We start from the raw sequence: 19,191 nt of genomic DNA on the forward strand, positions 1-19,191 counted from the left end.
GCGGCTGTTCGGGTCAGCGCTTGCGCAGCACCGCCTTCGCGTCCTCCACAAGCTTCTCGGCCGCCTCGGCGACGGTCAGCTTGCCATAGGCGAGCTGGTCGGCAACCGGGCGGAAGACGTTGCGGTCGTATTCGTTGGCGCCGATCGGCGCGGGAGGCGGATAGTCCATCACCCGGTCCTCGAGCATGTTGACATAGGCGACCGTCGCCTGCTCGGTCGGGTTGAGATTGGGCAGGATCGTCTCGCGCACCTTCGGCGACATGGGCACGCCACGCTCGACGCCGAGGATCTTGCCCGCCTCGATGTCGTTGACGAAGAAGCTGATGAACTCCGCCGCCGCCTCGGGGTGCTTGCAGCTCGCACCGATGCTCCAGATGAGCGCTGGGCGATAGAAGTGGCCGGACGGCGCCCCCTTGCCCGCCTGCGGCACCATGGCGATGCCGAGCTTGTTCTTGATCAGCAACTGGTAGCCGACGAGCTGGTTGGAATAGGTGAAGCCGATGGCCGACTTGCCGAGCGCGAGGCAGTTGTTCTGGATGGAATTGTCGTCGACGGAGGCGACATCCGCCGGCACGATGACCTTCTTGTCGCGCAGACCCTGCCAGTAGGTATAGAACTCCTTGATGTCGTCGACGGTAAAGCCGATGCCGCCATCCTCCGAGAAGGTCGTCTTGCCGCGCTGGCCGAGCCAGACCTGGAAGACGTAGTGATAGCGGCTGCCATCCGGCGAGGCCCAGTATTCGCCCGGGCGGCCGACGGCCTTGTTCAGCTCCGTCACGAGCCGGGCATAGTCGTCCCAGGTCGTGTCCGGCGTCGGCGCCGGCAGGCCCGCCTTCTCGAACATCGCCGTGTCGTAGAACATCGAGAAGGAATTGAGGCCGAGCGCGACGCCGTAGAGATTGTCGTAGACACGCCCGAGATCGACCATGCGCTGGCCGAAGCCCTCGATGTCGAGGGGCTTGGGCAGGAATTTCGTGAGATCAAGGCAGGCGCCGCGCCCCGAATAGTCGGGCAGCGTGTTGGGCTCGAGCTGGAACACGTCCGGAATGTTGCGGCCGGCCATCTGGGTCGCGAGCTTCGGCCAGTAGGCGTCGCCGCCGACGGGCTCGCCGATGACCGAGATGCCCGGATGGGTCTTCGAGAAGAGCTCGGCCACGGCGAGCGTGCGCTGGGCCCGGTCCTGCGAGCCCCACCACGTCGCGCGCAGCCGGACCGTCTGCTGCGCCTGCGCGGAGCCGCCGGCGAGCGCCGGCAGCGCGGTCGCGGCACCCGCGGCGAGGGACGATTTCAGAAGGCTCCGCCGATCCAAGCGCATCATTTCCTCCTCCGGGTTATGACGGCCGGACACCAGACAAGGCTCGCCGGTCCGCAATTTTGCAGAAGGATATGCAAACAGGAAAATGAGCGCAAATGTTTTCTTGTATTGCAAATCTGCATTAACTCACGCAAACATGAACCCATGACCGACGCCGCATCCATATCAGGAAGACGCCCCCGCCAGGCGGACATCGCCGAACGGGCCGGCGTTTCCATCAGCACGGTCTCGCGGGTGCTCGCCAACGAGCCGGGCATCAGCGACAGCGTGCGTCGCCACGTGCTCGAGGTGGCGGGAGAGATCGGCTATCTCGCGCGCCGGCAGGCCTCCGGCCCCGGTCATCAGCTCGTCGCCCTGGTGCATGCTGTGCAGGCGACGGCCGACCTCAGCTCCTTCTACGACGGCGTGCTCAGGGGCCTGCGCGAGGCAGCCGAGGACGCCGGCATGCCGCTCGCGGTGCGCCTCACCTATGCCGACGCGATCACGCGGGAGGAGCTCGAACGCCACCTCGCCGAGGAGGGGGCGGGCGGGCTCTTCCTCGTCGGCGTCGACGCGCCGGAGGCGACCGGCCGCTGGCTGCGCGAAGCGGGGATCCCCGTCGTCCTCGTCAATGGCGCCGATCCAGGCCTCACGTTCGATTGCGTCTCGCCGTCGAACTTCTACGGGGCGCGGCAGGCGACCGAGATCCTGCTCGCGGCTGGCCACCGGCGCCTCGCCTATCTGACGCGCAGCGTCCGGCCGACCCTGCGCGAGCGCATCCGCGGCTTCGAGGCGGCCATCGCGGCGACGCCCGGCGCGCGCGGCACGGTCGTGGAGCTGAAGCAGGGCGAGACCGGGCTGCAGGAGGGCATCAACACGATGAAGACCCTCATCGCGGAGGGAACGGACGTCACGGCCGTGCTGTGCCTCAACGACCTCATCGCCGTCGGAGCCATGGAGGCGGCCCAGCGCGCCGGCCGCCGGGTGCCCGACGACATCTCCTTCATGGGCTTCGACGGCCTGCCCTGCGCGGCCATGGCGAGCCCGCGGCTCGCCACCATGGACGTGCCGCGCGAAAAGCTTGGCCGCGAGGCCCTGGCGCTGATGCAGGCGCGCCTCGCCTCCCCGCACGAGCCGGCGCGGCAGGTGCTGCTCGCGGTCCGGCCGCAGGCCGGCGGCAGCGTCGCCCCGCCCGGATCGTAAGGAAGCGACCGCCCGGCCGGGCCGCGTCAGAGCCCATGAGATCAGCGCCCACCACCAGCGATCCGCCCAGACAAGGCGAGCCCCCGATGCCCATCGATCCCTCGCGCAGCAACCCCTTCGCCGGCAACCCGCTGCGGACCCGCGCCGATGTCGTCAAGGCGCTCGACGACAGCTTCGCGCCGCTGCTGCCCTATTTCGACCCGGGCGGCGGCGCGCGCGTGCGCCTCGACGCCGCGGCGGCGCATTTCGACCGTGCCGCGGCCGATTTCGAGGGCTTCGCCCGGCCGCTCTGGGGGCTCCTGCCGCTCGCGAAAGGCGGCGAGCCCTTCGCCCACTGGGCCATGTACCGCGACGGCCTCGCGAACGGGCTCGATCCTGAGCATCCCGGCTTCATCGGCCGGGCCGGCCCGCGCGACCAGCGGCTCGTCGAGCTCGCGGTGATCGGGCTGGCGCTGCGCCTCTGCCCCGACATCTTCTGGGAGCCGCTCGACGCCCGCGCGCGCAAAAATGTCGCGAACTATCTCCTCGAGGCCCGCCGCCACGACTATGCCGACAACAACTGGCGCTTCTTCCGCGTCCTCGTCGACATGGGGCTGAAGCACGTCGGCGTCGCCTTCGACGAGAGCCTGACGGAGGCCTATCTCGACGAGATCGACGGCTGGTATCTCGGCGACGGCTGGTATCGCGACGGCAATGTGCGCCGTATCGACCACTACATTCCCTTCGCCATGCATTTCTACGGCCTCATCTATGCGGCGCTCGCCGCGCCGGGCGATCCGCGCGCCGCGCGTTTCCGCGAGCGGGCGCGGCTGTTCGCGCAGGACATCCGCCATTGGTTCGATGATGCGGGCGGCGCCCTCGCCTTCGGCCGCAGCCTCACCTATCGCTACGCCATGGCCGGCTTCTGGGGGGCGCTCGCCTTCGCCGACGAGGAGGCGCTGCCCTGGGGCGTGGTGAAGGGCCATTACCTCAGGCACCTGCGCTGGTGGGCGGACAAGCCCATCGCGCATCGCGACGGGGTGCTCTCCGTCGGCTACGGCTATCCCAATCTCCTCATGTCGGAGAACTACAATTCCGCCGGCTCGCCCTATTGGGCCTTCAAGGCCTTCCTGCCGCTGGCGCTGCCCGAGAGCCACCCCTTCTGGCAGGCCCGGGAAGAGCCGGCCGAGCCGGCGTCGGAGCCGGTCCCTCTCCGGCATCCGGGCATGGTGATGACGCAGAGCCCCGGCAATGTGGTGGCGCTCTCCTGCGGGCAGGAGAACCTCGCCATGCGCTTCGGCTCCGAGAAATACGCCAAGTTCGTCTATTCGAGCCGCTACGGCTTCAGTGTCGAAAGCGACGAGCGCAACTTCGGCCTCGCCGCGCTCGACGGCATGCTCGCCTTCAGCGACGACGGCCTGCACTTCCGCATGCGCGAGGGCAACGAGGAGGCGCAAATCGCCGGGGACAGCCTCTTCGCGCGCTGGCGGCCCTTTCCCGACGTCCTGGTCGATACGTGGCTCGTGCCGGCGGGCCTGTGGCACATACGCCTCCACCGGATCGTGACGCCGCGGCCGCTCCTGACCGCCGAAGGCGGCTTTGCCATCGCCCGGGCCGACGGCGCCGCGGACAGGACCGAGGAGGCGGACGGCCGAGCCTGCGTCACGAGCGCCACGGACTTCAGCGGCATCGCCGACCTCGGCTCCACGGTGACGCGGCGCGGCATCGCCAGCAAGGTCGCGCCGAACACCAACCTCATCGTCGCCAAGACCACGGTGCCGCAGCTGCGGGCCACTGTTCCCGCGGGCGAGAGCCTTCTCGTCACGGCGGCGCTCGCGAGCCCGGACCTCGCGGCAGTGCGGGCGGCGTGGGCGAACCCGCCCCCGGCGCCGGACCTGCCGACCGTGGAGCGATTATTCGCCACCAAGGGCGAGCGGGTGAGCGCGATCATGATCGAGGAGGCGCCGCGATGAAGCCCGGCATCGCCTTCGCCATGGATCCGGCCCGCACCGGCCATGTGCTGCCGCCGGATCTCCTGGCACGCCTCGCAACACTCGGGCGCATCGTCGATCCCGTGCCGCTGGAGCGCTTCGACGACGCGCGCGCCCGTTCCGTCCTGGCCGCCACCGAGATCCTCGTGACGGGCTGGGGGTGCCCGACCATCGATGCGGCGGTGCTCGGCCTCGCTCCGCACCTCCGGCTCGTCGCCCATGCGGCGGGGACGGTGAAGCATTTCATCGGCAAGGAGGTCTATGCCGCCGGCATCCGCGTCACCCATGCGGCGGAGGCCAATGCGGTGCCGGTGGCCGAGTTCACGCTGGCGGCGATCCTCTTCGCGGCCAAGCAGGTCTTCCGCTTCCACCGGCTCTACCGCGAGGATCGCCACCGCGGGCGCATCGATGCGCTCAAGGGCCAGCCGATCGGCAATTACCGCAAGACGGTCGGCATCGTCGGCGCCTCGCGCATCGGCCGGCGGGTCGTCGCCCTGTTGCAGCCCTTCGGCTTCACCATGCTGCTCTACGACCCGCATGTCGATGCGGCGGAAGCCGCGCTTCTCGGCGTCGAAGCCGTGCCCCTCGAGCAACTGATGGCGCGTTCCGACGTCGTCTCGCTGCACGCGCCGGCCCTGCCCGCGACGCGGCACATGATCTCGGGGCCGATGCTGGCACGCCTGAGCGACGGCGCGACCCTCATCAACACGGCGCGCGGCATCATCGTCGACGAGGAGGCGCTGATCGCCGAGCTGCGCACCGGCCGCATCAGCGCCATCATCGACGTGACGGAGCCGGAGGTGCTGCCGCCCACGTCGCCGCTCTACGACCTGCCGAACGTGTTCCTGACGCCGCATATCGCCGGCGCCGTCGGCACCGAGCGCACCCGGCTCGGCGAGATGGCGGTGGACGAGATCGCCCGTTTCCGCGCCGGCGAGCCGCTGCTCTACGAGGTCCATCCGGCCCTGCTCGAGCGGCTCGCATGATCGGGCTCGCGCCGGCCCTCTGCTCCGTCACCTTCCGGCAGCTGCCGCCGGGGGAGATCGTGGCGCTCGCCCAGCAGGCGGGACTCGCCGCCATCGAATGGGGCGGCGACGTGCACGTGCCCGCCGGCGATGTCGCCATGGCGCGGCACGTGCGCCGCATCACCGAGGAAGCGGGCCTCCTGCCCGCCTCCTACGGCTCCTATCTCTACCCGCCGGACCACGGCCTCGAAGACTTCCGCCGCGTCCTCGACACATGTCACGCACTGGGCTCGAGCAACGTGCGGATCTGGCCGGGCCGGCGCGAGCGCCCCTCCGCCGCTTATGACACCAAGGAGCGCAGCGAGGCGGCCGACCTCATCCACGCCATGGGAGAGCTGGCGGGCGGGGCCGGCATCTCCGTCTCGCTCGAGTACCACCCGAATTCGCTCACCGACGAGACGGGCTCCGCCGCAAGCCTGATGGACGAGATCGCGCACGATAATGTCCATCTCTACTGGCAGCCGCGCCCGGGCCTGCCACTCGACGAAGCCCGCGAGGAGATCGCCCGCATCGGCCCGCGTGTCTCCCATGTCCATGTCTTCGCATGGGACGGCGCGCGCCGGCGCTATGCGCTCGCCGACCGCGCGACGTGGTGGTCGGCCGTCTTCGCGGCGTTGCCGAAAAGCCGCTTCGAGGGAGTGCGCTACGCCATGCTGGAATTCGTGCGGGACGATGCGCCGGAGGCGTTCCTTGCCGATGCCGCGACCCTTCGCCGGCTCCTCGACCGCCGGGCGCCGGCGAGCGCCTGAACCATCGCCGGTATCAGCCCGCCGCGATGATCTGCGCGCGGAAACGGGCGCGGCGACACCGGCCAGCCCGTCCGCCGCATCGCCCTCGCCAGCTTTCCGAAGCAATCGTTGCGGCAGCGCATGGACTCGCGCCACCGATATGCTACTGGCGGTCACTGTCCAGCGACAGGGGCACAGATGCGTCTCAGAGACTGCCACAACTTCCATGATTTCCGCCGCATGGCGCGGCAGCGGCTGCCGGGGCCGATCTTCAACTACATCGACGGTGCCGCCGACGACGAAGTCACCTATCGCCGCAATACGGAGGCCTTCGACCGTTGCGATCTCGTGCCCAATGTCCTGCGCGGCGTGGGTGACGTCGACATGTCAGTGACGGTCATGGGGCAGCGGCTGGCGATGCCGGTCTATTGCTCGCCGACGGCGCTGCAGCGGCTCTTCCACCATCAGGGCGAGCGTGCGGTGGCGGCCGCCGCCGCGCGCTTCGGCACGATGTTCGGCGTCTCCTCGCTTGGCACTGTCAGCCTCGAGGAGGCGCGCCGCATCAGCGGCGGACCGCAGGTCTACCAATTCTACTTCCACAAGGACCGTGGCCTCAACCGCGAGATGATGACCCGCGCCAAGGAGGCGGGTATCGAGGTGATGATGCTGACCGTGGACAGCATCACCGGCGGCAACCGCGAGCGCGACAAACGCACGGGCTTTGCCATCCCCTTCCGGCTCAATTCCTCCGGCATCGCCCAATTCGCCATCAAGCCGGCCTGGGCCCTCAATCATTTCCTCCACGAGCCCTTCCGACTCCCGCAGCTCGAGAGCCATGTGGACATGGGTAGCGGCGTAATGTCGATCAGCCGCTACTTCACGGAGATGCTCGACCCCTCCATGTCGTGGGACGACGTCGCGGGGATGGTGCGCGAATGGGGCGGGCCGTTCTGCCTCAAGGGCGTCATGTCGGTCGAGGATGCGCGGCGCGCCGTCGAGATCGGCTGCACCGGGATCGTCCTCTCCAACCACGGCGGGCGCCAGCTCGACGGCTCGCGCACCGCCTTCGACCAGCTCGCCGAGGTCGTCGATGCGGTCGGCGACCGCATCGACGTCATGATGGACGGCGGCGTGCAGCGCGGCACCCATGTGCTCAAGGCACTCTCGCTGGGCGCCAAGGCGGTCGGGCTCGGCCGCTACTACCTCTTCCCCCTCGCCGCCGCCGGACAGGTGGGCGTCGAGCGCGCCCTCGAGCTGATGCGCAACGAGATCGAACGCGACATGAAGCTGATGGGCTGCGCCTCGGTGGGCGAACTCACCCGGCAGAACCTGCGCTTCCGCTGACCTTCGCCCGGCACCATCGTCCTGCTGTCCATGTCGTCATGACAACGACCTTCTGACAGAGGAGAAGCGTGGACGCGCTGCCTCACAGGCCGCCGAGACAGACGTATTTCAGCTCCAGGAAGCCCTCGATGCCGTACTTGGAGCCCTCGCGCCCCATGCCGGACTGCTTGACGCCGCCGAAGGGCGCCATCTCGTTGGCGAGGAGGCCAGTGTTGACGCCGACCATGCCGCTTTCCAGCGCCTCGGCCACGCGCCAGACGCGCGCCATGTCCCTGGCGTAGAAATAGGAGGCAAGGCCGAATTCGGTATCGTTTGCCATCGCAATCACCTCCTCCTCATCGCGGAAGGCGATGATCGGCGCGAGCGGGGCGAAGGTCTCCTCCTTCGCGACCCTCATCTCCTGGGTAATGCCGGTCATCACCGTCGGTTCGAAGAAGGTGCCGCCAAGGTCGGAACGCTGGCCGCCGAGGACGAGCCGGCCGCCTTTGGCGAGGGCGTCCGCCACGTGCTCCTCCATCTTGGCGACGGCGCGTTCGTCGATCAGCGGACCCATGGCGACGCCGTCCTCGGTGCCGCGGCCGAGCTTGAGCGCGCGGGCCTTGGCCACGAGCTTCTCGGTGAAGGCCTCGACCACAGTCTCCTGCACGTAGATGCGGTTGGCGCATACGCAGGTCTGACCGGCGTTACGGTATTTGGAGATGATCGCGCCTTCGACGGCGGCATCGAGATCCGCATCGTCGAAGACGATGAAGGGCGCATTGCCGCCAAGCTCCAGCGACAGGCGCTTGATGCCGTCGCCGGCTTCGCGCATCAGCCAGCGGCCGACACCGGTCGAGCCGGTGAAGGTGATCTTGGCGACCTTCGGATTGCGGCAAAACTCCTCGCCGATGGGCCGCGCCTCACCGGTGATGACCGAGAAGGCCCCCTTCGGGACGCCCGCCCGTTCGGCGAGCACGGCAAGCGCGAAGGCGGACAAGGGCGTCTGCGCCGCCGGCTTGAGCACCATGGTACAGCCGGCCGCCAGCGCCGGGCCAACCTTGCGGGTGATCATGCCGTTGGGGAAGTTCCAGGGCGTAATGGCCGCGCAGACGCCGACAGGCTGCTTGAGCACGACGATGCGCTGGTCAGGACGCGCGCCGGGAATGACGTCGCCGTCAATACGTTTCGCCTCCTCGGCGAACCATTCGAGATAGGCGGCATTGGAGACGATCTCGCCCCTGGCCTCGGCGAGCGGCTTGCCCTGCTCCGTCGTCAGGATCAGCGCGAGGTCGTCGACATTGGCGAGGATGAGCTCGTACCAGCGTCGCAGGATCTGGCTGCGCTCCTTCACCGGGCGCTTCGCCCATGCCTTCTGCGCCGCCTCAGCCGCATCGATGGCACGGCGGGCGGTCTCGGGCCCGAGGTCCGGCACCTCCATGATGAGCGCGCCGTCGACGGGATCGGTGACGGGAATGGTCCGGCCGTCCGGCGCTTCGATCCACTCGCCACCGACATAGGCCTTGCCCGTCAGCAGCGACGGGTCCCTGAGGTCGAGCACGCGGCGGCCGGCTGTCTTGTCGTGTACGGTCATCAATGCACTCCCAGGAGGCGCAGGACGGCGGGGACGCCGAGCGACACCCCCGACAGGAAGAGGAGGACGAAGACGATGCGCCGCATCACCTGCGGAGCGATCGGCGGCGGCCAGCGGCGCGCGGCGAAGGTCGCCGCCATCACGGCCGGGATGGCGAAGAGGCCGGTCAGCGTCGAGGGCCCGGGCAGGTTGCCGGAAAAGGCGACGAGGCCGATGCGGAACACGGCATTGAGCGCGAAGACGCCGACGAGCGTCTCGCGGATCGTCGCGAGGGCCAGCGGCTGGCGGTAGAAGTGATAGACGAGCGGCGGCCCGGCCGTCGAGAACATGCCGCCCATGAGGCCCGCGATACCGCCGAAGAAGAGGAAGGAGGCGCCGCCGGACTTCTGCGCGAGCGGCGCCGGCCGCATGGCCAGCTGCAGGCTGGAGGCGATGATGACCGCACCGAGCGCGAGGCGCAGCATGTCGGCCCGGGCGTCGGCGAGCCATTCGAGCAGCCAGTAGCCGGCAAAGAGCAGCGGCACGCTCGCGGCCATGACGAAGGCGAACTCGCGCCAGGCGACATCGCGCCAGCCCTTCAGCAGCATCTGCGTTGCGTTGACGAGCGTCAGCACGCTGACGATCATCGCCGCATCGGGCAGGGACAGGAGGCCGGTGAGGCCGACGCCGCCCATGGTGATGAGGCCGAAGGCGAAGCCGGTCAACGTCTGGGCATAGGCGGCGGCGAACGCGAGCGCCAGAAAACCGATGAGTTCGCCCGGCGACATGCCTCAGAGGGTCCTCGTACAGGCGAAGAGCTTCGCGAAGGCCGAACCGGCACGGCGGACGACCGGCGCGACGATGACGTCCGGCCCATGCAAACAGGCATCCTGCGCGGCATCGGCGCGCGGATCGTCCTCGAAGTGGCGGAAGAGCGGGCGCTGCGCGGGCCGGCCGCGGATGGAGGCTTCGTTCACGAGGGACTTCAGGTGGAGCACGAGGCGGGCACGGATTCGCGTGATGCGCGCGGAATGTGCCAGTACTTCGCCGTCCTGATCAATCTATAGATTGTCGCGCGGGCGATTCCCCTCGTGGCTGCGCATCACCGGGGGACGGAAGCGCCGGGGAAGACATGCACGGTTGCCCCGCCGCTCAACGCGGTGCCTCGGAGACCCGCGCGCCCCGCGCCTCGTACCATCCCTGCGAGCGGTTCACGATCCAGACGACGGACAGCATCACCGGCACCTCGATGAGCACGCCGACGACGGTGGCGAGCGCCGCGCCGGAGTTGAAGCCGAACAGGCTGATGGCGGCGGCGACCGCGAGCTCGAAGAAATTGGACGCGCCGATGAGCGCCGAGGGTCCGGCGACGCAATGGGCCTCGCCGCTCAAGCGGTTGAGGAGGTAGGCGAGGCCGGAGTTGAAATAGACCTGGATCAGGATCGGCACCGCAAGGAGCGCGATGACGAGCGGCTGCGCCAGAATCTGCTCGCCCTGGAAGGCGAAGAGCAGCACCAGCGTCGCGAGCAGCGCGACGAGCGAGAGCGGCTGCAGGACGCCGAGGAAGCGCGCCAGCGCCGCCTCGCCGCCCGACTTGAGAAGCCGGGCGCGGATGACCTGCGCGGCGATGACCGGCACGACGATGTAGAGCGCCACGGACAGGATGAGCGTGTCCCACGGCACGGTGATCGCGGACAGGCCGAGCAGCAGGCCAACGATCGGTGCGAAGGCAACGATCATGATGGCGTCGTTGAGCGCCACCTGCGACAGGGTGAAGTGCGGCTCGCCCTTCGTCAAGTTCGACCACACGAAGACCATGGCCGTGCACGGCGCCGCCGCGAGCAGGATAAGGCCGGCGATATAGCTGTCGATCTGGTCGGCAGGCAGATAGGGCCGGAACAGGTAACCGATGAAAAGCCAGCCGAGCAGCGCCATCGAGAACGGCTTGACGGCCCAGTTGACGAAGAGCGTCACGGAGATGCCGCGCCAGTGCCGGCCAACCTCGCGCAGAGCGGCGAAGTCGATCTTCACCAGCATCGGCACGATCATGAGCCAGATGAGAACGGCGACCGGCAGGTTGACGCGCGCCACCTCGAGCCCGGCGATGGCGTGGAACACGGAAGGCGCCAGCGAGCCGAGCGCGACGCCCGCGACGATGCACAGGAAGACCCACAGGGTCAGATAGCGTTCGAAGGTGGACATGGGAATTCCTCAGGCCGTCGCGACGCGGCGGCCGTGCTCGTCGATGACGCGCTCGCCGTCTTCCTTGACGAATTCGCCGCGCTGCGGCGGCAGGAGGTCGAGCACCTCCTCCGACGGGCGGCACAGGCGCACGCCCTTCGGGCTCACCACGATGGGCCGGTTGATGAGGATCGGATGGGCGAGCATGGCGTCGAGGAGCTGATCGTCGCTCAGCGCCGGGTTTGCGAGGCCTAGTTCGGCATAGGGTGTACCCTTCTCGCGCAGCAGGGCGCGCGCCGGGATACCCATGCGCGCAATCAGCCACTGCAGCATGGCTCGCGTCGGCGGCGTCTTCAGATATTCGATCACATGCGGCTCGACGCCCGCATTGCGGATCATCGCCAAGGCGTTGCGCGAGGTGCCGCAGGCGGGATTGTGATAGATGATGACGTCCATGACGGTCCTCATGCCGCGCTCGGGCGCGGCTTCGTCGCCCCTTCGAGCTGTCCGATCTCGGCGAGCCGGGAGCCTAGCGCGATATGGCCGAGGCTCCGCACAGGCAGCGCCGTGAACACGGAGATGCGGTTCTTCATGTAGCGGAAGGCGGCGACGAAGGCAGCCTCCCGTTGGATGTCGGTTCCCTCGACGGCGGCGGGGTCCTCGATTCCCCAATGGGCCGTCATCGGCTGGCCCGGCCACAGCGGGCAGGCCTCGCCAGCCGCGCTGTCGCAGACGGTGAAGACGAAGTCCATCACCGGCGCGTCACTCCCGGCAAATTCCTCCCAACTCTTCGAGCGCAGCCCCGCGGTGGGATAGCCGTAACCTTCGAGCACCTTGAGCGCCAGCGGATGGATGACGCCCTTGGGCCGGCTGCCGGCGGAGAAGGCGCGGAACCGCCCTGCCCCGTCCTTGGCGAGGATGCTCTCGGCCAGGATGGAGCGGGCGGAATTGCCGGTGCACAGAAAGAGCACGTTGTAGATCGGGTCAGCCATGATCAGGCCTCGTGGGTGGCTTGGACGTTCGCTCGGGCAGGAGGGCAGCAGGGCGCAAGCTCGGCGACGAGCGGCGCGCAGATCTCGGGACGTCCGCCGCAGCAGTCCTTGAGCAGGAAGGCCGTCAGCGCGCGCACCGTGTCGAGTTCCGCCCGGTAGACGATGGAACGGCTGCGGCGCGCGGCGCTGACGAGACCGGCCCGCGCGAGGATGCCGAGGTGGGAGGACATCGTGTTGTGCGGCACGGCGAGGCGCCGTGCGATCTCGCCTGCCGCGAGCCCGTCCGGCTCGCTCTCGACGAGCAGGCGGAACACCTCGAAACGGGTGGGCTGGGCGAAGGCCGCAAAGGCGAGAAGAGCCTGTTCATTTTCCATATGTCGAGACTACCCGACATATGGACATGATGCAACGGCTCATGGCGCCGTTCCGGTCGTAGGACACGCAACCAACGCCGCCGACATGCAGGCCGCCCGGACATCCACAAGGACCGGTGGAGCGTCACGGAACTGTCGCCGATCTTTCATCGAAGCGTCACCCGCCTTCGCTACGCCGCTTGCCGGATACCCGAGCGCTGGTTGCTCAATTCACACCCTGTGTCATAACAGAAACAATCGAAACGCCGATCACTGCCCGATAACGTTTCATGACTGGTCAGGATGGGCAAACAGCGTTGCGGGACATGGCAGAGATCGTCGTCGACAATCTGACGAAGGTATGGAGCGGCTCGCCGGCGGTCGACGGCATCAGCTTTACCTGCGCGTCGGGTGAATTCACGGTCCTGCTCGGTCCCTCCGGCTGCGGCAAGTCGACGACGCTGCGCCTCATCGCGGGGCTCGAGCAGCCGAGCGCGGGCGCCATCGCCATCGGCGGGCGCGACGTCACGCGCCGCTCGCCCGCCGAGCGCGGCATCGCCATGGTGTTCCAGTCCTACGCGCTGTTTCCGCATCTCTCGGTAGCCGAGAACATCCTGTTCGGATTGAAGGTGCGGCGCGTGCCGCGCGCCGAGCGCGACGAGCGGTTGAAGCGGGCGGCGCAGACGCTCGGCCTCACGCAGCTTCTCGACCGCAAGCCCGCCGCGCTCTCCGGCGGCCAGCGCCAGCGCGTCGCCCTCGGCCGCGCCATCGTCGCCGATGCCGCCGTCTGCCTCATGGACGAGCCGCTGTCGAACCTCGACGCCCAGCTGCGCCAGGAGATGCGCGCCGAGATCCGCAGCCTGCAGCGGCGGCTCGGCATGACGATGATCTATGTCACGCACGATCAAGTCGAGGCCATGACGATGTCCGACCGGGTCGTGCTGATGCGCGAGGGGCGCATCGAGCAGCAGGGCACGCCCGCCGAGCTCTACGATTGCCCGGCGAGCGGCTTTGCCGCCCGCTTCCTCGGCACGCCGCCGATGAACCTGCTGCCCGCCGCCATCGGTGCCGGCCTCCTGCCCGGTGTCCCTGCCGCCGCTGGCGGCAGCATCGGCGTCCGGCCGGAGCGGCTGCGGGTCGGCGCCCCCGGGCGCGGGCTCGCGGCTTCGATCGAGGCCATCGAATATCTCGGCGCCGATACGTTGCTGACCCTCGACGCCGCCGGGGCGAAGCTCATTGCCCGCACCGACGGGCATGCGCGCCATCGGATCGGCGAGGTCGTCGGCGTCAGCTGCGCGGCGGGCGATCTCCATTTCTTCGACGCGGGCAGCGGCCGGCGCGTCGAGGCGAACGGCAACGGCTGCAACGCACCCGAACGGGGAGAAGGGGCATGAAGTTCTTCACGCAGGTCCGCTGCGGGGCGGCAGCGCTTGCCGCGTCGCTCGCGCTCGCCGTGGCGCCGGCCTCGGCCGAGACCACGGTCAACATGTACTATCCGGTCGCGGTTGGCGGCCCCATCACCAAGATCATCGACAAGATGGTCGCCGATTTCTCGGCCGCGAATCCGGACATCAAGGTCAACCCGATCTATTCCGGCAGCTACCAGGACACGATCACCAAGGTCGTCACCGCGCTCAAGGGCGGCAATGCGCCGGAATTCGCCGTCATCCTCTCGACGGACATGTTCACGCTGATCGACGAGGACGCGATCGTCCCCTTCGAGGAGCTGGTGTCCGACGCCGACAAGGCCTGGCTCGACGGCTTCTACCCGGGCTTCATGCTCAACAGCCGTACCGGCGGCAAGACCTGGGGCATCCCCTTCCAGCGCTCCACCATCGTGCAGTACTGGAACAAGGATGCCTTCAAGGAGGCCGGGCTCGATCCGGATGTGGCGCCGAAGACCTGGGACGAGATGGTCGCGGCCGCCGAGAAGCTGACGAAGCGCGACACCTCCGGCAACGTGACCCGCTGGGGCGTGCAGATCCCGTCGTCGGGCTTCCCTTACTGGCTGTTCCAGGCCCTGACGACGCAGAACGACGTCATCCTCGCCAACGAGGCCGGCACGAAGGTGACCTATGACGACCCGCGCGTCGTCGAGGCGCTGCAGTTCTGGGTCGACCTTTCGAAGAAGTACAAGGTGCATCCGCAAGGCATCGTCGAGTGGGGCACCACCCCGAAGGATTTCTTCGAGGGCAAGGTCGCGATGATGTGGACGACCACCGGCAACCTGACCAACGTGCGCAACAACGCACCCTTCCCCTTCGGCGTCGCCATGCTGCCGGCCAAGGTGCGCGGTGGCTCGCCCACCGGCGGCGGCAACTTCTATGTCTTCAAGAACGCCTCGCCCGAGCAGCGCAAGGCCGCCCTCGCCTTCATCAAGTGGGCGACGGCGCCGGAGCAGGCGGCCGCCTGGTCGATCGCCACCGGCTATGTCGCCGTCACGCCCGCCGCCTGGGAGACCGAGGCGATGAAGAAATATGTCGCCGAGTTCCCGGCTGCGGCGGTCGCCCGCGACCAGCTCGACGTCGCGGTGGCGGAACTGTCGACCCACGACAACCAGCGCGTCACCAAGGCCCTCAACGACGGCCTGCAAGCGGCGCTGACCGGCGCCAAGGAGCCGGGCCAGGCCATGAAGGACGCCCAGGCCGAGGCCGACCGCGTCCTGCGCCCCTTCCAGTGACCCGACCTCGCCCGCGCGGTTTCCTCACCCGCGCGGGCCCTTTCCGGACCCGCCCGTGAGTCGTCTGCGCGCCTCGATCCACGCCTCGCTGCTGCTCTTGCCCGCCGTCGTGCTGCTGGCGGCTTTCACGCACGTGCCGGCGGTGCGCACCTTCATCGGCGCGCTCTACACGACGCCGCGCGGCAACCGGCCGGAGGTCTTCATCGGCCTCGACAACTATCGTCATCTTCTCGACGATCCCGTCTTCTGGCAGGCGATGGCGAACAACGTCTGGTACGCGGCCCTCACCATTCCGCTCTCGGTCATCCTCGCGCTCGTCATGGCGCTCGCCGTCGATGCCCGCCTGCCCGGCCGGGCGGCGCTCAGGATGGCCTATTTCACGCCCACCGTGCTGCCGATGATCGCGGTCGCGAATATCTGGCTCTTCTTCTACACGCCCGGCTACGGCCTGCTCGACCAGGTCCTCGGCCTCTTCGGCGTGGCGCAGACGAACTGGCTCGGCTCGCGCGACACCGCCCTCAATGCCGTGATCGCGGTTGCGGTGTGGAAGGAGGCGGGTTTCTTCATGATCTTCTACCTCGCCGCCCTGCAGACGATCCCGCACGACCTGCGCGAGGCCGCGGCCATCGAGGGGGCGAGCCGCTTCACCTTCTTCCGGCGCGTGACGCTTCCGCTCCTGATGCCGACGACCCTGTTCGTGCTGGTCAATGCGGTCATCGGCGCCTTCCGCCTCGTCGACCACATCGTGGTCATGACCCGCGGCGGGCCAGACAATGCCACGGCGCTGCTGCTCTACTACATCTACGAGATCGGTTTCCGCTTCTGGGATTCGGCCTATGCGGCGACGCTGACGACCGTGCTTCTTGCCATCCTCGCCGTGCTGGCCGCCGTGCAGTTCCTCTTCCTCGAGCGACGGATCCACTATCGATGAGCATCGCCGACCGCTCTGCCGGCGCGATCGAGACTGTCGGCGCCTGGCTTCTCGGCCTCCTCTGGATCCTGCCGCTCGCCTATGCGGTGTGGACCGCCTTCCACCCTGCGGCCTATGCCACGCGCTTCGATCTCCTGGCGCCACTGACGCTCGCGAACTTCGTCGCGGCCTGGGAGGCCGCGCCCTTCGGCCGCTATCTCCTCAACACGGCGGCGATCGTCACCATGATCCTCGCCGGGCAGTTCCTCGTCTGCACGCTCGCGGCCTATGCCTTCGCGCGCTATACCTTTCCCGGCAAGTCGGTGCTGTTCGCGCTGGTGCTGATGCAGCTCATGGTGATGCCGGACATCCTCATCGTCGAGAATTACCGCACGATGTTCGGCCTCGGCCTCGTCGACACCATCGGCGCGGTGGCGCTGCCCTACATGGCCTCGGCCTTCGGCATCTTCCTCCTGCGCCAGACCTTCATGACCGTACCGAAGGAACTGGAGGAAGCGGCGATCGTCGAGGGCTGCTCCACCCTCGGCGTGCTCTGGCGAGTCTACGTACCGCTGGCGCGACCCGTCTTCGTCGCCTATGGCCTCGTCTCGGTGAGCCACCACTGGAACAACTTCCTGTGGCCGCTCATCGTCACCAATTCGGTCGAGACACGCCCGCTGACTGTGGGGCTCGCGGTGTTCTCCTCCACCGACCAGGGCATCGACTGGTCGATCATCTCGGCCGCCACGCTGATGACGGCCGCGCCGCTCCTCGTCGCCTTCCTCATCTTCCAGCGCGCCTTCGTGCAGTCCTTCCTGCGCGCCGGCATCCGCTGAACCGCCATCACCGCCGTCGGCATCAGTGCAGCTTCTCGGTATAGACGAATTTCGGCATGCTCCAGCCATAGCGCAGCGCAAGCAGACGCAGCGCAAGGCCCGTGAGCATCGCGATTCCCATGGCGAGGGCATGCGGCAGGCCGGCATATTGGCCCCCGATGTAAAGGGCGCCTGCCAGGATCGAAACCGTCGCATAGAGTTCGGCGCGAAACAGAAGCGGCACCTCGGTGCACAGGATGTCGCGCAGCACGCCGCCGACACAGCCCGAGATCATGCCCGAGGCAATGACGATGACGTAGGGCATGCCGAGCGCGAGCGCGATGTTGCAGCCGATCACCGTGAAGACGACGAGGCCGACCGCATCGAGGAAGAGGAAGAGGTGGCGCAGGTGATGCATGTAGCGGGCGATGAAGACCGTGGCGAGCGCCGCCCCAGCCGTGACGAGGAGATAGGAGGGATGCTCGATCCAGGTGAGCGGATGGCGGCCGAGCAGCACGTCCCGTACCGATCCGCCGCCAAGCGCGGTGATGGCTCCGAGCATCGCGACGCCCAGCCAATCCATGGAACGCCGGCCGGCGGCAAGGGCCGCCGTCATCGCCTCCGCAACGATCGCCACGATGTAAAGGACGTTGAGGATCTGCTCGGATTGCATGCTCGGCGCGCGGCGTGAGGGGGCTCCGTCGGTCAGCGCAACTGTACGCGCGAAAAGCCAACAAAAGCTTTCAGCACAGGGGCAAACCCAAGCCGAACCTGCGGCTTCGCGGGGCGACGGGGACATGACGGCCTCGCCGCCCGACGAAAAGCCCATGCGTGTCAGCCGGCTGCCGCCCTCCGCACGGCCACCTTGGCCGCCACGCCGCCGCCGTCGGCATCGAAGGTCAGCGGCCGGTCGCCGGCCTCGTCCTTGATGCGGCTCGGCAGGCCCATCCGCCCGAGAAGGCCGAGGAAGGGTTGCGGCGGCAGTTCCTCCACATTGGCCATGCGGCCGACGTCCCAGGTCCCCTCGGCGATGAGGAGCGCGGCCGCGACCGGGGGCACGCCCGCCGTGTAGGAGATCGCCTGGCTGCCGACCTCGCCGTAGGCCTCCGCATGGTCCGAGACGTTGTAGATGAAGACCTCGCGCGGCTTGCCGTCCTTGACGCCCTTGACGAGGTCGCCGATGCAGGTCTTGCCCGTGTAGTCCGGGGCCAGCGACGAGGGATCCGGGAGCACGGCCTTCACCACCTTGAGCGGAACGACCTCCTGCCCCTCGGCCGTGCGGATCGGCTGCTCCGAAAGAAGGCCGAGGTTCTTCAGCACGGTGAAGACGGTGATGTAGCGCTCGCCGAAGCCCATCCAGAAGCGGATGTCCGGCACGCCGAGGTTTTGCGAGAGCGAGTGGATCTCGTCGTGGCCGGTCATGTAGGTCGTGCGTGTGCCGACCACCGGCAGGTCCCAGTCCTTGCGGACCTCGAACATCTTGTTCGACGTCCACTTACCCTTCTGCCACGACCACACCTGCCCCGTGAACTCGCGGAAGTTGATCTCGGGATCGAAGTTGGTGGCGAAGTAGCGACCGTGGTCGCCGGCATTCACGTCGATGATGTCGATCGAGTCGATGCGGTCGAAATGCTCATCGCGCGCGAGCGCCGCATAGGCGTTGACGACGCCCGGGTCGAAGCCGGCGCCGAGCACGGCCGTCACGCCGGCTTTGGCGCATTCCTCGCGCCGCTTCCACTCGTAGTTGCCGTACCACGGCGGGGTCTCGCAGATCTTCAGCGGATCCTCGTGGATCGCCGTGTCGATATAGGCCGCACCGGTGCGGATACACGCGGTGAGGATCGACATGTTGAGGAAGGCCGAGCCCACGTTGATGACGATCTGACTGTTCGTGGCCCGGATGAGCTCTGCCGTCTTCTCCACGTTAAGGGCGTCGAGCGCATGGGCGACGAGCTTGCCGGCCGTCTTCAGGCTCTTCTTCTCGTGGACGGACTGGATGATCGCCTCGCACTTGGCGAAAGTCCGCGAAGCGATATGGATATCGCCGAGGACGTCGTTATGCTGCGCGCATTTGTGGGCCACGACCTGGCCCACGCCACCGGCACCGATGATCAGAACGTTCTTCTTCATTTGGGCTCGGATCTCCT

The 19,191-nt window shown here is 68.1% G+C and carries 19 protein-coding genes; 10 read left to right on the plus strand and 9 right to left on the minus strand.

Annotation, left to right across the window (positions count from 1 at the left end; genetic code table 11):
• Positions 1 to 13 precede the first annotated feature (13 nt).
• A complete protein-coding gene (locus P2T65_RS04200) occupies positions 14 to 1,315 on the minus strand; it encodes an extracellular solute-binding protein (RefSeq protein ID WP_276199398.1) in 1,302 nt (433 codons plus the stop codon).
• Positions 1,316 to 1,459: 144 nt separating this feature from the next.
• Here P2T65_RS04200 and P2T65_RS04205 point away from each other — a divergent pair, with 144 nt between their 5' ends.
• From P2T65_RS04205 to P2T65_RS04225, 5 genes are all read left to right on the plus strand, one after another.
• Complete coding sequence (locus tag P2T65_RS04205; protein WP_276199266.1) at positions 1,460 to 2,497, plus strand: LacI family DNA-binding transcriptional regulator; 1,038 nt, start codon at positions 1,460 to 1,462, stop codon at positions 2,495 to 2,497.
• A gap of 86 nt (positions 2,498 to 2,583) precedes the next feature.
• Positions 2,584 to 4,449: a DUF2264 domain-containing protein gene (locus P2T65_RS04210; RefSeq protein WP_276199267.1), complete on the plus strand. Its 1,866-nt coding sequence runs from the start codon at positions 2,584 to 2,586 to the stop codon at positions 4,447 to 4,449.
• Complete coding sequence (locus P2T65_RS04215; RefSeq protein WP_276199268.1) at positions 4,446 to 5,453, plus strand: hydroxyacid dehydrogenase; 1,008 nt, start codon at positions 4,446 to 4,448, stop codon at positions 5,451 to 5,453. Before P2T65_RS04210 ends, P2T65_RS04215 begins: the two co-directional genes overlap by 4 nt.
• On the plus strand, positions 5,450 to 6,241 hold the full coding sequence (locus tag P2T65_RS04220; RefSeq protein ID WP_276199269.1) for a sugar phosphate isomerase/epimerase: 792 nt from the start codon (positions 5,450 to 5,452) through the stop codon (positions 6,239 to 6,241). Before P2T65_RS04215 ends, P2T65_RS04220 begins: the two co-directional genes overlap by 4 nt.
• 177 nt (positions 6,242 to 6,418) lie before the next feature.
• Positions 6,419 to 7,564, plus strand: a complete 1,146-nt coding sequence (locus tag P2T65_RS04225; protein WP_276199270.1) for an alpha-hydroxy acid oxidase — start codon at positions 6,419 to 6,421, stop codon at positions 7,562 to 7,564.
• 82 nt (positions 7,565 to 7,646) lie between these two features.
• On the opposite strand, the gene P2T65_RS04230 is transcribed toward P2T65_RS04225, so the two are convergent.
• Together P2T65_RS04230 and P2T65_RS04235 are read right to left on the minus strand one after the other, a co-directional pair.
• Positions 7,647 to 9,134, minus strand: a complete 1,488-nt coding sequence (locus P2T65_RS04230) for an NAD-dependent succinate-semialdehyde dehydrogenase (RefSeq protein WP_055458835.1) — start codon at positions 9,132 to 9,134, stop codon at positions 7,647 to 7,649.
• Positions 9,134 to 9,901: a sulfite exporter TauE/SafE family protein gene (locus P2T65_RS04235; RefSeq protein ID WP_276199271.1), complete on the minus strand. Its 768-nt coding sequence runs from the start codon at positions 9,899 to 9,901 to the stop codon at positions 9,134 to 9,136. Before P2T65_RS04235 ends, P2T65_RS04230 begins: the two co-directional genes overlap by 1 nt.
• Before the next feature lie 87 nt (positions 9,902 to 9,988).
• Here P2T65_RS04235 and P2T65_RS21140 point away from each other — a divergent pair, with 87 nt between their 5' ends.
• Complete coding sequence (locus P2T65_RS21140) at positions 9,989 to 10,180, plus strand: hypothetical protein (RefSeq protein ID WP_346348314.1); 192 nt, start codon at positions 9,989 to 9,991, stop codon at positions 10,178 to 10,180.
• Positions 10,181 to 10,265: 85 nt separating this feature from the next.
• Here P2T65_RS21140 and arsB read toward each other — a convergent pair whose 3' ends face one another.
• From arsB to P2T65_RS04260, 4 genes are read right to left on the minus strand one after another with little or no spacing between them, the layout of a single operon-like run.
• The gene (gene arsB, locus P2T65_RS04245) at positions 10,266 to 11,315 is read right to left on the minus strand and encodes an ACR3 family arsenite efflux transporter (protein ID WP_055458832.1); all 1,050 of its coding nucleotides are present in this window, start codon (positions 11,313 to 11,315) and stop codon (positions 10,266 to 10,268) included.
• 9 nt (positions 11,316 to 11,324) lie between these two features.
• Positions 11,325 to 11,750 (minus strand): arsenate reductase (glutaredoxin), encoded by a 426-nt coding sequence (gene arsC / locus P2T65_RS04250; protein WP_055458831.1) that lies wholly within the window; start codon positions 11,748 to 11,750, stop codon positions 11,325 to 11,327.
• 8 nt (positions 11,751 to 11,758) lie between these two features.
• The gene (locus P2T65_RS04255) at positions 11,759 to 12,286 is read right to left on the minus strand and encodes an arsenate reductase ArsC (RefSeq protein ID WP_055458830.1); all 528 of its coding nucleotides are present in this window, start codon (positions 12,284 to 12,286) and stop codon (positions 11,759 to 11,761) included.
• Between the two features lie 2 nt (positions 12,287 to 12,288).
• Complete coding sequence (locus P2T65_RS04260; protein WP_055458829.1) at positions 12,289 to 12,660, minus strand: metalloregulator ArsR/SmtB family transcription factor; 372 nt, start codon at positions 12,658 to 12,660, stop codon at positions 12,289 to 12,291.
• Positions 12,661 to 12,965: 305 nt separating this feature from the next.
• Here P2T65_RS04260 and P2T65_RS04265 point away from each other — a divergent pair, with 305 nt between their 5' ends.
• From P2T65_RS04265 to P2T65_RS04280, 4 genes are read left to right on the plus strand one after another with little or no spacing between them, the layout of a single operon-like run.
• Positions 12,966 to 14,033, plus strand: a complete 1,068-nt coding sequence (locus P2T65_RS04265; protein ID WP_055458828.1) for an ABC transporter ATP-binding protein — start codon at positions 12,966 to 12,968, stop codon at positions 14,031 to 14,033.
• Positions 14,030 to 15,319, plus strand: coding sequence for an ABC transporter substrate-binding protein (locus P2T65_RS04270; RefSeq protein WP_071924588.1), 1,290 nt, complete (start codon positions 14,030 to 14,032; stop codon positions 15,317 to 15,319). The genes P2T65_RS04265 and P2T65_RS04270 overlap by 4 nt, the downstream gene beginning before the upstream one ends.
• Before the next feature lie 55 nt (positions 15,320 to 15,374).
• On the plus strand, positions 15,375 to 16,250 hold the full coding sequence (locus P2T65_RS04275) for a sugar ABC transporter permease (protein ID WP_055458826.1): 876 nt from the start codon (positions 15,375 to 15,377) through the stop codon (positions 16,248 to 16,250).
• Positions 16,247 to 17,065 carry a carbohydrate ABC transporter permease gene (locus P2T65_RS04280; RefSeq protein WP_276199272.1) on the plus strand — a complete coding sequence of 273 codons (819 nt, stop codon included), beginning with the start codon at positions 16,247 to 16,249 and terminating at the stop codon, positions 17,063 to 17,065. The genes P2T65_RS04275 and P2T65_RS04280 overlap by 4 nt, the downstream gene beginning before the upstream one ends.
• Before the next feature lie 22 nt (positions 17,066 to 17,087).
• On the opposite strand, the gene P2T65_RS04285 is transcribed toward P2T65_RS04280, so the two are convergent.
• Positions 17,088 to 17,717, minus strand: a complete 630-nt coding sequence (locus P2T65_RS04285) for a trimeric intracellular cation channel family protein (protein WP_055458824.1) — start codon at positions 17,715 to 17,717, stop codon at positions 17,088 to 17,090.
• A gap of 161 nt (positions 17,718 to 17,878) precedes the next feature.
• Positions 17,879 to 19,174 (minus strand): saccharopine dehydrogenase family protein, encoded by a 1,296-nt coding sequence (locus P2T65_RS04290; RefSeq protein ID WP_276199273.1) that lies wholly within the window; start codon positions 19,172 to 19,174, stop codon positions 17,879 to 17,881.
• Between the last annotated feature and the right edge of the window lie 17 nt (positions 19,175 to 19,191).

Source organism: Chelatococcus sp. XZ-Ab1 (assembly GCF_029309855.1).
Taxonomy (GTDB): domain Bacteria; phylum Pseudomonadota; class Alphaproteobacteria; order Rhizobiales; family Beijerinckiaceae; genus Chelatococcus_A; species Chelatococcus_A sambhunathii.